The 16,388-nt window shown below is 60.4% G+C and carries 11 protein-coding genes; 7 read left to right on the top strand and 4 right to left on the bottom strand.

From position 1 onward, the window contains the following. Positions 1–109 precede the first annotated feature (109 nt). A complete protein-coding gene (locus ACO6VD_RS01885; protein WP_422416624.1) occupies positions 110–736 on the top strand; it encodes a response regulator in 627 nt (208 codons plus the stop codon). Positions 737–744: 8 nt separating this feature from the next. After that, positions 745–4,404, top strand: a complete 3,660-nt coding sequence (locus ACO6VD_RS01880) for a transporter substrate-binding domain-containing protein (protein ID WP_422416622.1) — start codon at positions 745–747, stop codon at positions 4,402–4,404. 41 nt (positions 4,405–4,445) lie between these two features. Here ACO6VD_RS01880 and ACO6VD_RS01875 read toward each other — a convergent pair whose 3' ends face one another. Further along, on the bottom strand, positions 4,446–4,790 hold the full coding sequence (locus ACO6VD_RS01875; protein ID WP_191831950.1) for a YggL family protein: 345 nt from the start codon (positions 4,788–4,790) through the stop codon (positions 4,446–4,448). Positions 4,791–4,994: 204 nt separating this feature from the next. Here ACO6VD_RS01875 and dacB point away from each other — a divergent pair, with 204 nt between their 5' ends. Then, the gene (gene dacB / locus ACO6VD_RS01870; RefSeq protein ID WP_422416621.1) at positions 4,995–6,458 is read left to right on the top strand and encodes a D-alanyl-D-alanine carboxypeptidase/D-alanyl-D-alanine endopeptidase; all 1,464 of its coding nucleotides are present in this window, start codon (positions 4,995–4,997) and stop codon (positions 6,456–6,458) included. Positions 6,459–6,462: 4 nt separating this feature from the next. Here dacB and ACO6VD_RS01865 read toward each other — a convergent pair whose 3' ends face one another. After that, complete coding sequence (locus ACO6VD_RS01865; RefSeq protein ID WP_422416619.1) at positions 6,463–8,859, bottom strand: sensor domain-containing diguanylate cyclase; 2,397 nt, start codon at positions 8,857–8,859, stop codon at positions 6,463–6,465. A 106-nt stretch (positions 8,860–8,965) separates the two neighbouring features. After that, a complete protein-coding gene (rlmKL, locus tag ACO6VD_RS01860; protein ID WP_422416617.1) occupies positions 8,966–11,167 on the bottom strand; it encodes a bifunctional 23S rRNA (guanine(2069)-N(7))-methyltransferase RlmK/23S rRNA (guanine(2445)-N(2))-methyltransferase RlmL in 2,202 nt (733 codons plus the stop codon). 541 nt (positions 11,168–11,708) lie between these two features. On the opposite strand from rlmKL, the gene rmf reads away from it, so the two are divergent. Beyond that, on the top strand, positions 11,709–11,924 hold the full coding sequence (rmf, locus tag ACO6VD_RS01855) for a ribosome modulation factor (protein WP_010223328.1): 216 nt from the start codon (positions 11,709–11,711) through the stop codon (positions 11,922–11,924). Positions 11,925–12,018: 94 nt separating this feature from the next. On the opposite strand, the gene ACO6VD_RS01850 is transcribed toward rmf, so the two are convergent. Continuing rightward, the gene (locus ACO6VD_RS01850) at positions 12,019–13,041 is read right to left on the bottom strand and encodes a quinone-dependent dihydroorotate dehydrogenase (RefSeq protein WP_422416614.1); all 1,023 of its coding nucleotides are present in this window, start codon (positions 13,039–13,041) and stop codon (positions 12,019–12,021) included. Positions 13,042–13,191: 150 nt separating this feature from the next. On the opposite strand from ACO6VD_RS01850, the gene ACO6VD_RS01845 reads away from it, so the two are divergent. From ACO6VD_RS01845 to ACO6VD_RS01835, 3 genes are all read left to right on the top strand, one after another. Continuing rightward, a complete protein-coding gene (locus ACO6VD_RS01845; protein ID WP_422416612.1) occupies positions 13,192–14,406 on the top strand; it encodes a CmpA/NrtA family ABC transporter substrate-binding protein in 1,215 nt (404 codons plus the stop codon). Positions 14,407–14,421: 15 nt separating this feature from the next. Then, positions 14,422–14,997 carry an ANTAR domain-containing response regulator gene (locus ACO6VD_RS01840; RefSeq protein WP_422416611.1) on the top strand — a complete coding sequence of 192 codons (576 nt, stop codon included), beginning with the start codon at positions 14,422–14,424 and terminating at the stop codon, positions 14,995–14,997. Positions 14,998–15,171: 174 nt separating this feature from the next. Beyond that, complete coding sequence (locus ACO6VD_RS01835; protein ID WP_422416609.1) at positions 15,172–16,383, top strand: nitrate/nitrite transporter; 1,212 nt, start codon at positions 15,172–15,174, stop codon at positions 16,381–16,383. Positions 16,384–16,388: the final 5 nt, after the last annotated feature.

Here is a 16,388-nt window from a genome sequence, read left to right as displayed (position 1 = left end):
TCAGATATTTCCTATATAGCGCTTACCGGCCTTTGTGTTCGTGTGCGACTTGTTCTATCTGCGTTAAGGTGCCCGCTTAATCTCTGGCACCTTATGTGGAAAGCTCATCATGCATTCTGTATTCATCATCGACGATCACCCGGTCATCCGTCTGGCGGTGCGCATGCTTCTGGAAAATGAAGGCTACAACGTGGTCGGAGAATCGGATAATGGCGTGGACGCCATGCAAATGGTCCGAGAATGCCTACCGGACCTGATCATTCTGGACATCAGCATCCCCCGACTCGATGGTTTGGAAGTACTGTCGCGCTTTCATACCATGGCCATCCCGCTGAAAATCCTGGTACTCACTGCACAATCGCCCGCACTGTTTGCAGTTCGTTGCATGCACTCCGGCGCCGCCGGATATGTCTGCAAACAGGAAGACCTGAGTGAATTGCTCAGCGCCATAAAAGCGGTGTTATCGGGTTATAATTACTTCCCCAGCCAGGCAATCAACAACCTGCGCCCTCAAGGTGATGAGCCTTGTGAACTTGACCTGTTCAAGCAGGTTAATGATCGGGAATTGATGGTATTGCAACTTTTTGCCCAGGGAAGAAGTAACAAGGAAATTGCCCAAGGCATGTTTCTCAGCAACAAGACCGTTAGCACTTACAAGAAGCGCTTGATGCAGAAACTCAGAGCCAAGTCGCTGGTCGAACTCATTGAAATGGCCAAGCGCAATGCCCTGGTTTGAGTCAGGCCATGCCTAGGCGCATCCTATGTAGTTACCTGTACATCATTCTGGCCTGCCTGTGCCTGGTATCGACAGCCCATGCCGACCAGGTTCAAACCGGCCCCTACCGGTTGCTCAGCCGTGCGCAGCCGGTAAGCATGAACCTTGTGCTGAGCGCTACGCAACGGCATTGGATCGACAGCAAAGAGCAACTGGTGCTGGGTACCTCGGCCCCGGATTACCCGCCATTCGACATCACCACCAGCGGTCGTGACTACGAAGGCTTGACCGCTGATATTGCGGGAATCCTGGGTAACACTCTTGGCTTGCCGATTCAGGTGCAACGCTTTGCCAGCCGCCAGGAGGCTGTGCGGGCCCTGGCCCAGGGGCAGATTGACCTGCTCGGCAGTGCCAATGGTTTTGAAGCCGCGACACCTGGGGTGGCGCTTTCCAGCCCCTACGCGGTAGACCAACCGGTGCTGGTTACCCGCGAAAATGAAACCCGCCCCCTTGATACAAGCCTGACGGGCCTGCGCCTGAGCATGGTTTATCACTACCTTCCGCTAGCCGAAGTGCGAGCCAGCTACCCCAAGGCAAAAATCCAGACCTACCCGTCCTACCAGAATGCCCTCAATGCCGTCGCATTCGACGAGGCCGATGTCTTTCTCGGCGATACCATTTCTACCCATTATCTGATCAACCAGGGCCACTTGCAGAACATCAAGATGGCCAACTTTGGCAAGCATGAGCCGGTAGGCTTCAGCTTTGCCATACAGCAAAGCAACCTCACCCTGCTCACACTGATCAATGCCGCGCTCGATAACATCCCGAGCACTACCCGAGAGGATCTGTTCAAGCGCTGGAGTGCCGGCAGCGACGTACTGCTGACCGATCGCAAACTGCAACTCTCGCAACGCGAAGAACGCTGGCTGAGCGAGCACCCGGTAGTACGCGTGGTAGTTAACGAAACCGCCGCGCCCCTGACCTTTTTCGATAGCGCCGGTAACTTTCGCGGGATTGCCGCCGATCTGCTCGAGCTGATTCGCCTGCGTACCGGCCTGCGCTTTGAAGTACAACGCGCCAACGGCTTCAGCGAGATGATCGATCGCTTGAACCAGCATCAAGCCGATGTGATTGCCGCCATCAGTCACAGCAAGCACCGGGAAAATACCCTGGCGATCAGTCGCCCCTACCTGGAAAACTCCTACGTACTAATGACCCGTAAAGGCGCAGATCAACCGACCTCACTAGAACAACTGTCCCACCGGCGCGTCGCCCTGACCCGCAACAGTGCGCTGGTCGACAACCTGCGTGAACGCAAAACCGATATCCAGGTGGTGGAGACCGAAAGCACCGCTTACTCCACATCACTGCTTGTCAACGGTCACGTCGATGCCGCGATCGTTCCACTGATCGACGCCAATTTCAGTATGGCGAGTCAGCCCGGACTGGTCATTCGAGCCACGGCCGGCACCGAACCTGCAACCTTTTCGATGGCTACCGCCCGGCATGCTCAGGAACTGACATCGATTCTGGACAAAGCACTGTTGAGTATCGCGCCGGAAGAGCTGGGCATCATCAACAGCCGCTGGCGGGGCTACAGTGCCGACACTGACTCCTACTGGAACAAGTACCATCAGTTGGTCCTGCAAATGGTGCTGGGTACCAGCCTGCTGCTTTTGTTGTCATTGGCCTGGAATGCCTGGATGCGCCGCCAGATCAAGCAACGTGAGGCAGCTGAACGCGCGCTTGGCGATCAGCTCGAGTTCATGCGGACCCTGGTCAACGGCACGCCTCATCCGATTTATGTACGTGACCGCGAAGGGCTGCTGCAAAGCTGTAACGACAGTTACCTGGACGCCGTGCAGTTGCAACGTGATGAGGTACTCGACATGCGCATCGAGGATGGTGCACTTGGCGACAGCTGCTACGCCAGCCAGATCCAGGCCGACTACCAGCAAGTGATGCGCGAGGGCATACCCTTGATCGTTGACCGCCCACTCCTGCTCAACGACCGGGCAATAACCATCTACCACTGGATCTTGCCCTACCGCGACTCGCTCGGTGAAGTCCAGGGCATCATCGGCGGCTGGATCGATATCAGCGAGCGTCGCCAATTGATCCAGGACCTGAGCCAGGCCAAGCAGCAGGCCGATGACGCCAATCGGGCCAAAAGTACCTTTCTGGCTACCATCAGCCATGAGATCCGTACCCCGATGAACGCCATCCTCGGCATGCTCGAATTGACGCTGAAAAAAGCCCAGAAAGGCCAACTGGACCGGCCGGCAGTGGAAGTTGCCTACCATTCGGCCAAGGACCTGCTGGCGTTGATCGGCGACATTCTCGACATCGCCCGTATCGAATCCGGACACCTGTCCCTGGCGCCAGAACAGGTTAATCTCACTGAGTTGGTAGAGTCTGTCAGACGGGTGTTCGATGGACTGGCCCGGCAGAAAAATCTATGCCTGAGCGTTCGCATTGCTCCCGACGCTCACGTCGACGCTCGACTCGACCCACTGCGTTTCAAGCAAGTGCTTTCGAATATAGTGAGCAACGCGATCAAATTCACCGAACGGGGGCAGATCATCATCGACTTATCGCTGGAGCCGGGCCCCGAACCGGACCAGGCCTTGCTTGAACTGAGCGTACAAGACAGCGGTATCGGTATTCGTGAGCAAGACCAGCAACGCCTGTTCCTGCCGTTCGCCCAGGCTAACCCCGACAGCAAGCTGGCGCGCAGCGGCACGGGTCTGGGCCTGGCGATCAGCCGCGACCTGTGCCAGCTGATGGGGGGTAGCCTGACGTTGCATAGCGTGTTTGGTCTGGGCACCCGCGTCCACATCAGTATGCCGTTGACACTCATGACCAGCGACGCCAGATTGCCTGCACCACCACCCGAACCCAGCGTAGCCATCACCGCGTTGAAAGTACTGGTCGTCGATGACCATCCCGCCAATCTGTTACTGATGGCCCAGCAACTGCACTACCTGGGGTTGACGCACCGCAGTGCCGACAATGGCCTGGAAGGCCTGGAGCTTTGGCGGCGAGAGCGATTCGATGTGCTGATTCTTGACTGCAACATGCCAGGCATCAATGGCTATCAATTCGCCCAGGCTGTACGCGCTGAAGAACGCACACGGCAATGGCCACGCAGCACCATCCTCGGCTACACCGCCAATGCCCAGCCAGAGGTCCGTGAACAATGCCAGCAAGCCGGCATGGATGATTGCCTGCTCAAGCCGATCAGCCTTAATACACTCAGTCAGCGCCTTGCCCGCCTACAACCACTGCCTGAACGTACCTTGTGCGCCACTTCAGCCTTGTTCGACCTGCAGGGCCTGGAGCCGGTGGTGGGTAGCAACACCGCCGACTTGCACGCATTGCTGGAACAACTTCAGCGCAGCTTCAGCCGCGACCGACTGAATTTGGAGGCGCTTGATCCGAACCTCCAATCCGCACAATTGAAGGACGAGGCCCATCGAATTCTTGGCGCCGCACGGATCATTCAGGCCAGTGCCCTGATCGATGCCTGCGAACAGCTCGAGTCAGGCTGCCAGGCCAACGCACCGGCACCCACACTCGAATTTCAGCAGCAGCAGGTGTCGGCGGCAATGGCCGCAGTGGAGCAGGCGCTGGAACGACACTTGCACCACGGTGGCTCAAGCGCTGCAGCAGCACAGGCAGGCTGAAAACAAAACGGCGGCCACTGGGGCCGCCGTTTGTTCAGGCATCAGGCAACCGGATTGATCGGGTTTTCCGGATACCAGGCGTCCAGCAGCGGGCTGACTTCGATCTTGGTCAGCTCGTTGCGGCCTTTGAGCCAGCTTTCAACGGCAGCGCGTTGCTCTTCAGTGACCGAGCCGCGATCTGCCTTGCAAACCAGACCGAAGTCGTCGCCGCCAACATAGTCCAGACCATTGGCATCCATGGCGTCTGCCAGGAATGCATCGAGGAAGGCATCAACGGCTTCGTCGGTCAGGTCTTCCTTGAACTCCAGGTTCAGTTCAAAACCCAGCTCCTGGAATTCATCCACGCAGAGTTTTTTGCGCAGACGGCGGGAACGGTTAGTGGCCATGAAACAATCCTCTTGAGTAATAACGCGGCGCACTTTACCAGTTTCGCCGCGAGGTTGCCGGAATAAAAGCCGACAAGCCACCTTGTCACACTGCCCCACCGCCCCGCGCCTTGGGGCATAATGCGCGCTATATTTTTCACATCGGGGCCTTCACCTTTTCTCGCTCCGTTTTTTTCACCCCTCGCTTGCAGGGTTTTATTGCACATGATCAGATCTCTACGTCCTCTTCTGCTTGCCGGCCTGCTCCTGCCCGTTGCCCTTCCTTCCCAGGCTGCGGCCGTCAACACCACGCTGCCGGCCAAAGTCCAGCAAGCGCTGAAAACCAACAAATTGCAGGACTCCGCTCTGTCCCTGGTGATGCTGCCGCTCAACGGCCCGGGAACGCCAACCGTGTTCAACGCCGATGTCTCGGTCAACCCGGCCTCGACCATGAAGCTGGTCACCACCTATGCAGCATTGGAGCTGCTCGGCCCAACACATCAATGGAAGACCGAGTTCTACAGCGACGGCCCGCTGCGCAACGGCGTTCTGCAGGGCAACCTGTACCTCAAGGGCGGCGGTGATCCCAAGCTGAACATGGAGAAACTCTGGCTGCTGATGCGCGATCTGCGCGCCAACGGCGTGCAAACCATCAGCGGCGACCTGGTGCTCGACCGCAGCCATTTCGTCCAGCCGGTACTTCCACAGTTCAATGATGACGGTGGCGATGAAAACAAACCTTTCCTGGTCAAGCCCGATTCCTTGTTGATCAACCTCAAAGCCCTGCGCTTTGTAGCCCGCAACGATGGCGGCAAAGTGCTGGTGTCGGTCGAGCCACCGATTGCCAACATCCGTATCGACAACCAGGTCAAAGCGGTCAACAGCAAGCAATGCACAGGCGATGTCCGTTACAACCCGGTAACCCAGGCCGACGGCGTCACCGTCGTGGTCAGTGGTCAGCTGGGTGATGGCTGCAACTCGCAGACCTACCTGTCGCTGCTCGACCACCCGACCTACGCGGCGGGTGCGGTACGGGCTATCTGGAACGAGCTGGGTGGTACCATCCAGGGCCGCGACCGCATCGACAACGTACCGAAAAGCGCCCGCCTGCTGGCGCGCGCCTTCTCGCCCGACCTGGTCGAGATCATTCGCGATATCAACAAATACAGTAACAACACCATGGCCCAGCAGCTGTTCCTGAGCCTGGGCGCACAGTTCCGCACCGACGCCGACGGCGACGACGCCCGCGCGGCGCAACGTGTGGTACGCCAATGGCTGGCGAAAAAGGGCATCACCGCACCACACCTGATCATGGAGAACGGCTCGGGACTGTCCCGCGCCGAACGGGTCAGCACCCGGGAAATGGCGGCCTTGCTGCAAGCTGCGTGGAAAAGCCCCTATGCCGCCGAGTTCATCAGCTCCATGCCGCTGGTAGGGATGGATGGCACCATGCGCAAGCGCCTCAAGCGCACCGCGATGACCGGTGAAGCGCACATCAAGACCGGCACCCTGAACACTGTACGCGCCATTGCCGGCTTCAGCCGCGACAGCAACGGCAATACCTGGGCGGTAGCGGCGATCCTCAACGACCCGAAACCCTGGGGTGCCTCAGCCGTGCTCGACCAGGTGCTGCTCGACCTGTATCGCCAGCCGAAACTGGTCAACAGCACCGCCTCCGTAGCACCTTGAGCATTCAGGGCAGTTCTGCCTCAACCCGGTCGCGGCCAGCCTGTTTGGCCGCATAGACACCGGAATCGGCACGCAGCAACAAGGCATCGGCGCCCTCCCCTGGGCGCCAGCCCGCCACACCAAAGCTTGCCGTGACCTGCCCGACGCCGTCGACCGGCGCACTGCGCACCCCCTGCCACAACTCCATGGCCAGCGAGTGCGCCTGCTCGGCGCTGCTGCCGGGGCACAAGACCATGAACTCCTCCCCACCCAGGCGGCAGAACACATCGGTGCGGCGCAGGCGGTGACTGATGCGCTGACACAGATTACGCAAAACATGGTCCCCCACGGCATGCCCGAACTGGTCGTTGATGCGCTTGAAATGGTCGATATCCAGCATGATGACTGCCAGGTCCTGCTGGTCACGCTGGGCGCGCTCCAGCTCGGTCTTCAAGCGCTCCTGGAAATAGCGCCGGTTGTGGATACCTGTCAGTGAATCGGTCACCGACAAGGCGCGCAGCTCTTCTTCTACCCGTTTCAAATCAGAGATATCGGTCAGATAGCCGTGCCATAGCGTGCTGCCATCCGCTTCCGGTTCAGGGGTCGCCTCGCCCCGCACCCAGCGCTGGCCTGCCAGGGGCAACAGCACCCGGTACTCTTCACGCCAGGGGGTCAACTCATCGGCTGAGCTGCGAATCGAGGTGCGTACGCGCAGCAGATCGTCCGGATGAATGCGCTCAAACACCGCCGTTGCATCCTGGCGCAACAACTCCGGTTCGATCTCGTAGATATCTCGCAGGCCTTCACTGGCATAAGTGAAACAGGAACTGCCATCCGCGCGCAGGCGAAACTGATAGATGCCACCCGGCACCTCGGCACTGAGCTTGTCCAATAAACGGTCACGAGCTGCCAGGGCGTCATGCACGCGCTTGCGTTCGGTGACATCAATACAGATCGCCAGGTGACCGACCCACAGCCCCTGCTCGTCGAGCACCGCAGTAACCAACATGTTGGCCAGTAAATGGCTGCCATCCTTGCGCTGTAGCGTCCACTCTCCCGCCTCGTTGCCTCCCTCCTGGACCGTTTGCGCGAACATGGCCTGGGCCGGGGTGACTTCGCGGCCATAGCGCAGGCTCAAATCCCTGGCCCGCTGGTGCAACTCTTGAGGTGAGACCAATGCTTCAAGGGTCAGGCTCCCTACCGCTTCGGCACTGCTGTAACCGAGCATGCGTTCGGCACCGGCATTGAATGTACTGATCACCCCACGCAGGCTGGTGGCGACAATCGCGACCTGGGTGGCGGCATTGAGCACGCTGCGCAATTGATTGTGGGTATCGCGCAGGGATTGTTCACTGATGCGCAGTTCGCCGGTGCGTTGCTCGACCAGGGTCAAGGCACGCTGGCGCTGGCTGAACAGACTGAACAGCAAGGCACTGAGCAGTACGCTGAGCAGCCCGCCGAGAAACAGCACGGCAGTGACCGCCGAAGAGCGGTTGGCTTGCATGAAGGCCAGGCTTGGGCGGATATCGAGCTGATAGTCATGGTCAGCCAGGTGCAATAGATGACTGGCAGCCAGCGGTGAAGAGGTGCCCTGATTGTCCGATTGGAACAGCACCTCATGCTGGCCGTCCGGCCCGCTCAGGTCGCGGATGCGCACCACCAGATTGTCCTGGACGGCAGTGGGCAACCCCTCGGCCATCAACTGACGCATGCTGATTACCGCCATCACATAACCCCGCGGTTCAGGGCCGGAATCATGCGGTGCGAACACAGGCGCGACCATGAGCACACCGCGGGCATACGCAGGGTCCACATCGGTAAGGTTGAGCGGCGCAGAGACGGCCATGCTGCCAGGCTTGGAGGCGCGCTGCAGGGTATCCTGACGCAGCGGCTGGGAAAGCAGGTCGAGGCCCAGTGGCTGGCGCTGCTGGCTCAATGCCTGGGTAAAGAGCACCGGGTAGTACAGCGAACGCGCAGGTGATACGCGCAAACTGCCGTCATCGGTCAATTGCTGGATTTGGTAGGGGCGGCCAAGGATCTGACTGGCGCGCTGCTCGAAGGCATGGCGTGCCGACCCCGGCACCTGCGGCGCCCAGGAATAGGCCTGGGTACGGTGCAACAAGGGCCACGCATAACCGTTGAATTCTTCGAGGGTGATTTCAGTGGCAAAGACAAAGAAACGACGCAGCCCATCCAGGCGCTGCACCTGATCCTCGAAGCGTTCTTCGATACGACTGTAACGCTCACTCGCCAGCAATTCGAAGCGTTGGCGCAACTGTTGCTGGTACAACTCGTAGGTTGCCAGCGCCAGCAAAGCAGTCAACAGCCCGCCGGCCACCAGTGCCACAAGGGCAACCAGCCAGGCGGACACTTCTTCGCTGACAAAGCCGAGCATCTTTGGACGAACGCCATGCATCGACATAGTAAATAACACTCATAACGCCAGCATGCAGCGTTTCCCAGGCCTTCCATCAGTTATAGCTATTAGCCACTAATGAAGCAATCCACGGCCTGGGAGAAGATCGCACTCAGCGCGCTTGAATGCGCCACGCCCGGTGAATCTTGGTGTTGCGGGCAAAGTCCGGATCCAGGGTCTGAGCGGTGATTTCCTCGACCAGGTAACGCTCACCCAGGTGCTCATCGAGCTGGAACTTGCGGAAGTTGTTGGAAAAATACAGCACGCCACCTGGTGCCAGGCGCGCTACCGCCAGGTCGAGCAACTGCACATGGTCACGCTGGACATCAAACACGCCTTCCATGCGCTTGGAGTTGGAGAAAGTCGGCGGGTCGATGAAGATCAGATCGAACTCATCACGGCAGGCTTGCAGCCAGGCCATGACATCGCCCTGCTCCAGGCGGTTCTTGTCGGAGAAGCCGTTGAGCGACAGGTTGCGCCGCGCCCAGTCCAGATAGGTACGGGACAAGTCAACGCTGGTGGTGCTGCGCGCGCCGCCCTTGGCCGCGTGAACACTGGCCGTCGCGGTGTAGCAGAACAGGTTGAGGAAGCGCTTGCCCGCCGCTTCGCGCTGGATGCGCATGCGCATTGGCCGATGGTCGAGGAACAGACCGGTGTCCAGGTAGTCGGTCAGGTTGACCAGCAACTTGACGCCACCTTCGCTGACCTCCAGGAACTGGCCCTGAGTGCTCTGGCGCTCGTACTGGCGGGTGCCGCTCTGACGTTCGCGACGCTTGACCACCACACGGCTCTGGTCGATGCCAAGTGCCTGGGGAATTGCGGCCAGGGCATCAAACAGACGGGCCTGGGCCTTCTCCGGGTCGATCGAACGCGGTGCGGCGTATTCTTGGACGTGTACCCAGTCCTGGTACAAGTCGATAGCCAGAGCGTACTCAGGCATGTCGGCGTCATACAGACGGTAGCAACTGACCTGTTCGCGCTTGGCCCACTTGCCCAGCTGTTTGAGATTCTTCTGCAGGCGATTGGCGAACATCTGCCCGCCTTCGCTCAGGCGCGCCGGCTCGCTGGCAACGGCTGCCGGTGAACGCTGCTCTTCATTGCCCTGGGCATCACGATCAGGTTGACGGCGCTCGCCGGTAACGAACTGGTCAGGCTGAACCTTGATCAGCAGCAGTTTGCACGGCAATGCACCGTTCCAGAACGCGTACTGTTTGTGGCTGCGAATGCCCATGCGCTTGCCCAGGTCCGGGGCGCCGGTGAACACCGCCGCTTCCCAGTTCAGGCAGGATTGACGCAGGCGCTCACCGAGGTTCTGGTAGAGGTACAGCAGGCTGGCTTCGTCACCCAGGCGCTCGCCGTAGGGTGGGTTGCAGATGACCAGGCCTTTCTGGTTCTGGTCCGGGCGCGGCTCGAAACTGCCGACCTCGCCCTGGTAGATCTTCACCCAGTCGCTCAGACCTGCACGTTCGACGTTGTTGCGACCCGGCTGGATCAGCCGCGGATCGGCTTCATAGCCACGAATCCACAGCGGCGGACGCGCCAGGCCGGCCTGTGCCCGCGCCTGCGCTTCGTCGTGCAGCTTGCGCCACAGCGCCGGCACATGACCGAGCCAGGCGCTGAAACCCCAGCGTTCACGCTTAAGGTTAGGGGCGATGTCGGCGGCAATCATCGCCGCTTCCACCAGGAACGTACCGACACCACACATCGGGTCAGCCAACGCCCCGCCCTCGGCGGCAATGCGCGGCCAGCCGGCACGAATCAGCACGGCGGCGGCGAGGTTTTCCTTGAGCGGTGCAGCCCCCTGCTGCAGGCGGTAGCCGCGCTGGTGCAGGCTGTGACCGGAGAGGTCCAGGGACAGGATCGCTTCACCACGATCCAGACGCAGGTGTACACGCAGGTCCGGGTTGAGCTTGTCGACCGACGGACGCTCGCCATCGCGGGTGCGCAACTTATCGACGATGGCGTCCTTGACCTTCAGGGCGCCGAAATGGGTGTTGTCGATACCCGAGCCATGGCCGCTGAACTCCACGGCCAGCGAACCACTGGCTTCCAGGTGATCCTGCCATTCAACGTCGTGCACACCATCGTAGAGGTCGTCGGCGTTCTTCATGTTGAAGCGCTTGAGCACCAGCAGCACGCGGTTGCCCAAGCGTGACCAGAGGCACAAGCGGTAGGCGGTTTCCATGTCGGCCGAGCCGCGGATGGCCGAGGTGTGTTCACGCACCTCTTCAAGGCCCAGGCCGCGAGCCTCTTCGGCGAGCAGGCCTTCAAGACCTTTAGGGCAGGTTAGGTAGAGTTCGAAACGGTCCGACATGAGGTATCCAGTGCCTTGAGCAATAAGTGGAGGGCAAGCGCATCGCCCATCCGATGTTTAATCGAACGCCTTTCCATCGAGCGTTCGAATGGCACCGTGAGGAGTGCCGGGCCACCCGGGCAATCATGCCTTTCGCCGGGGCAGAAAGACCTTTGATCGCTGGGCAGAATGAAAATTTCACGACCTACAGGGGGAAAATAGACCCTTCGTCGTATTGACAGCCTTGTTACAAATTATCACCTGGCAGTGGCCAAGTGACTTCAATTCTTATCAAACCCTGATCATAGCGGGCTTTGCATCGGATCCAGGTCTGACGCATTTATTTACTTATCCTTTGACCCTATGAAACGTTACGTCCTTATGACAAAACGATCATTCACACTGTGTCGCGCATTGGTTAGAACTCATCTCAGGTTGTCACCGCAATGGGGCAACACTTTCGCTCGCGACGCCGGCAGCGAGCGCAAACCGGCAGAACGATTCTGCCCGACCTCCTAGAGGTCGACGGGACATTACAGTCAACAAGTGAGGGCAACACCCTATGAGAAGACTTAAGCGTGATCCGTTGGAACGAGCATTTTCACGTGGCTACCAATATGGGGTCACCGGCAAATCCCGCGAGCTTTGCCCCTTTACTCTACCGTCTGTACGCCAGGCATGGATCAATGGCTGGCGCGAAGGACGCGGCGACAACTGGGACGGTATGACCGGCACTGCGGGTATTCATAGACTCAACGAACTTCACGCCGTTGGCTGAACGAGGAACTGAATTCCTTTACCATGCGCGCCCCATCCGGGCGGCGGGCTAAGGCCCAGGGGCCCCTTCAAGGGGCCCTTTTTATGTCTGTGATTCAGCGCGGCAGCGCGGCAATGGCATCCACGGCTTCGCGAATCAGCGCAGGCCCCTTGTAGATGAACCCCGAATAGATCTGCACCAGGCTGGCACCGGCGGCAATTTTCTGCGCCGCATGCTTGCCCTCGGTAATCCCGCCCGCAGCGATGATCGGCAATTTGCCGCCCAGCTCTGCCGCCAGCACCCTGACGATATGCGTGCTCTTTTCCAGTACCGGCGCGCCCGACAGACCACCCGCCTCGTCGCCATACGGCAGGCCTTCAACACCCTCGCGACCCAGCGTGGTGTTGGTGGCAATCACCGCATCCATTCCGGACTCGATCAGCGCCGCAGCCACCTGGGCAGTCTCTTCATCGCTCATGTCCGGGGCAATCTTGATGGCCAGTGGAACTCGCTTGCCGCGCTCACCCGCCAACTGCTCACGGCGCACCGCCAGGGCATCGAGCAACTGCTTGAGCGAGTCACCGAACTGCAGGCTACGCAGGCCCGGGGTATTGGGGGAGCTGACGTTGACGGTGATATAGCTGGCGTGGTCGTAGACCTTGTCCAGGCAGATCAGGTAGTCGTCCACCGCGCGCTCGACCGGGGTGTCGAAATTCTTGCCGATGTTGATCCCCAGGACGCCGCGGTACTTCGCTGCCTGCACCCGGCTCAGCAGATTATCAACGCCGAGGTTGTTGAAGCCCATGCGGTTGATGATCGCCTCGGCTTGCGGCAGACGGAACAGCCGCGGCTTGGGATTGCCCGGCTGAGGACGCGGCGTGACCGTGCCGATTTCGACAAAGCCGAAACCCAGCTGAGCGAAGCCATCGATCGCGGCGCCGTTTTTGTCCAGACCTGCCGCCAGGCCTACCGGGTTGGAGAACTGCAGCCCCATGACCGTCACCGGCAAGGAGGCCGGGGCCTTGGTCAGCAGACCGTTCAGGCCCAGGCGGCCACCGGCGCCGATCAGGTCCAGGGACAGGTCATGGGAGGTCTCCGGGGAGAGCTTGAACAGCAGCTGGCGGGCCAGGGTATACATGGGCGGGCTTAGCTCGACGTGAGTGAGGAGGCGATTATATAGAGGGCATCGTCCGGGGGACAGCGCCGCCTTGGCATATGCGTTGCTTTGTTGACCTCACCTACCGGCCACGCAGGTGGCACGGCCTGACCTTCGATACAGGCGCGAACTGTGAATAACGACGTCCCCTCTTCTCCCCTAGCCTGGATCAACGGCAGCGACGCGCCGGAAAAGCACAGCCTGGATATCGGCTTCATGGCCCTGAGCGACTGCGCCTCGGTAGTGGTTGCCGCTACCCAGGGCTTTGCCCAACCCTACGGCCTGAGCCTGAACCTCAAACGTCAGAGCTCCTGGGCCGGACTACGCGACAAGCTGGTCAGCGGCGAGCTGGACGCCGCCCATAGCCTGTATGGGCTGATCTATGCCGTGCACCTGGGGATTGGCGGCACCAGCGCTACCGCCATGGCGGTACTGATGGGGCTCAACCAGAACGCCCAAGGCATCAATCTGTCACCAGCGCTACAGCGTCAAGGCGTGACCCGTCCCGAGGCGCTGCAACGTTTCGTGCACCAAAGCAGAACAAAACTCACCTTCGCCCAGACCTTTCCCACAGGTACTCACGCCATGTGGCTGTATTACTGGCTCGCAAGCCAAGGCATCCATCCCCTGGATGACGTCAACAGCATCGTCGTACCACCCGCACAAATGCTGGCTCACCTACAGGCCGGGCGCATCGACGGCTTCTGTGTCGGCGAACCCTGGTCGGCTGATGCCGTCGAGCAGGGCCAGGGTTTTACCCTGGCCACCAGCCAGTCGATCTGGCCCGATCACCCCGAGAAGGTCCTGGGCTGCACGCGCGCCTTTGTCGAGCAGTACCCCAATACGGCCAGGGCGCTGGTCAAAGCTATTCTGGCAGCCAGCCGGTTTATCGAGCAGAGCCCGGAAAACCGTCGCAGTACCGCGCAGTTGCTCAGCGGCAAGGCCTACCTGGATGCCCCCTTGAACAGCATCGAGCCACGCCTGCTCGGCGATTACCACGACGGCCTTGGCAATCACTGGCACGACCCACATGCGCTGCGTCTGCACGACGATGGCCGGGCCAATCTGCCCTATCTGTCCGACGGCATGTGGTTCATGACGCAATTTCGCCGCTGGGGCCTGCTGCGTGAAGATCCCGACTACCTCGCCGTAGCGCGCCAGGTTCAACAACTGGCGCTGTACCGCGACGCCGCCAGCGCCATCGGCGTACCGTGCAGTGAACAGAACATGCGCCGCAGCCAGCTGAATGATGGCACTTACTGGGATGGTAGCGACCCGGCCGGCTATGCCCGCAGCTTTGCGCTGCACGCGCGGGCCGAAACGCCTGCCGCCCGCGCCCGCCGCTGACAAGGGGACGCCAGCATGCTGCGAATCCTGCTGATTGACGATACCGAGAAAAAGGTCGGGCGCCTCAAGGCCGCACTGGTTGAAGCCGGCTTCGAGGTCATCGAAGAGTCCGGGCTGACCATCGACCTGCCGGCACGCGTCGAAACGGTGCACCCGGATGTCGTATTGATCGATACCGAGTCACCCGGCCGTGATGTCATGGAACAGGTGGTCCTGGTCAGTCGCGACCGCCCACGTCCTATCGTGATGTTTACCGACGAGCACGACCCCAACGTTATGCGCCAGGCGATCCAGGCCGGTGTCAGCGCCTACATCGTCGAAGGCATTCATGCCGCACGACTGCAACCGATCCTCGACGTAGCCATGGCCCGTTTCGAGAGCGACCAGGCGCTCAAGGCTCAGTTGCAGGCCCGCGATCAACAGCTGGCGGAACGCAAGCGCATCGAACTGGCCAAGGGCCTGTTGATGAAAATGAAGGACTGCAACGAAGAGCAGGCCTACACCCTGATGCGCCGCCAGGCCATGAGCAAGCAACAGAAGCTGATCCAGGTGGCCGAGCAGATCATCGCCATGAGCGACCTGCTCGGCTGATGACAGTCTGGCCCGGCTTTTGCTAATTCCATTGAACAGGTAGCCAACGGCGGTTGCCCCTTTCACGACAAAGACGTCGCATCCCCCTCGCAGCTGCGGGCCGGGAGGCGGCGTCTTTTTCGTTTCTGCCCCTTGAGGGCGCGACCTGCAGTGCAATATTCAACGAGGTGTTCGATGAGTACGAGTTTCTGGAAGTCCGGGCATATCCCCACACTGTTCGCCGCCTTTCTGTATTTCGACCTGAGCTTCATGGTCTGGTATCTGCTCGGCCCCATGGCGGTGCAGATTGCCACCGACTTGCAACTGACCACGCAGCAGCGTGGCCTGATGGTCGCCACACCGATCCTGGCCGGCGCCATCCTGCGCTTCGTCATGGGCCTGCTGGTGGATCGCCTGTCGCCGAAAACCGCCGGACTGATTGGGCAGGTAATCGTCATCATCGCTCTGTTCTGCGCCTGGAACCTGGGCATTCACAGCTATGAACAGGCCTTGCTGCTAGGTGTGTTTCTCGGCGTCGCGGGTGCCTCTTTTGCCGTCTCCCTGCCGCTGGCATCACAGTGGTACCCGGCCCAGCACCAAGGCAAGGCCATGGGCATTGCCGGCGCTGGCAACTCCGGCACAGTGTTCGCCGCGTTGCTGGCGCCGGTGCTGGCCGCCAGTTTTGGCTGGAACAATGTCTTCGGCTTTGCCGTGATTCCCCTGGTGCTGACCCTGGCGCTGTTCGCCCTGCTGGCGCGCAATGCCCCGCAACGGCCTAAACCCAAGGCCATGAGCGATTACCTCAAGGCCCTGGGTGACCGCGACAGCTGGTGGTTCATGTTCTTCTACAGCGTCACCTTCGGCGGTTTCATCGGCCTGGCCAGCGCCCTGCCCGGCTACTTCAACGACCAGTACGGCCTGAGTCCGGTTACTGCCGGCTACTACACCGCTGCTTGCGTATTCGCCGGCAGTCTGATGCGCCCATTGGGCGGCGCCCTGGCCGATCGCTTCGGTGGTATCCGTACCTTGCTGGCGATGTACACCGTGGCTGCCATCTGCATCGCCGCAGTCGGTTTCAATCTGCCCAGTTCGGTGGCAGCGCTGGCCTTGTTCGTCAGCGCCATGCTCGGTCTTGGCGCAGGTAATGGCGCGGTGTTCCAGCTGGTACCGCAACGCTTTCGCCAGGAAATCGGCGTAATGACCGGCCTGATCGGCATGGCCGGAGGTATCGGTGGTTTCCTTCTGGCCGCAGGCCTGGGTGCGATCAAACAGCACAGTGGCGACTACCAGTTGGGCCTGTGGTTGTTTGCCAGCCTCGGTGTACTGGCCTGGTTCGGCCTGCACGGGGTCAAGCAACGCTGGCGCACCACCTGGGGCTCCGCGGCTGTGACTGCGGCGCGGGTCTGAGGCAG

It is taken from the genome of Pseudomonas sp. GZD-222 (assembly GCF_049310525.1).
Classification (GTDB): domain Bacteria; phylum Pseudomonadota; class Gammaproteobacteria; order Pseudomonadales; family Pseudomonadaceae; genus Aquipseudomonas.
Note: the sequence above shows the minus strand (reverse complement) of the source record. Positions and strands in the feature narration are given on the sequence as shown.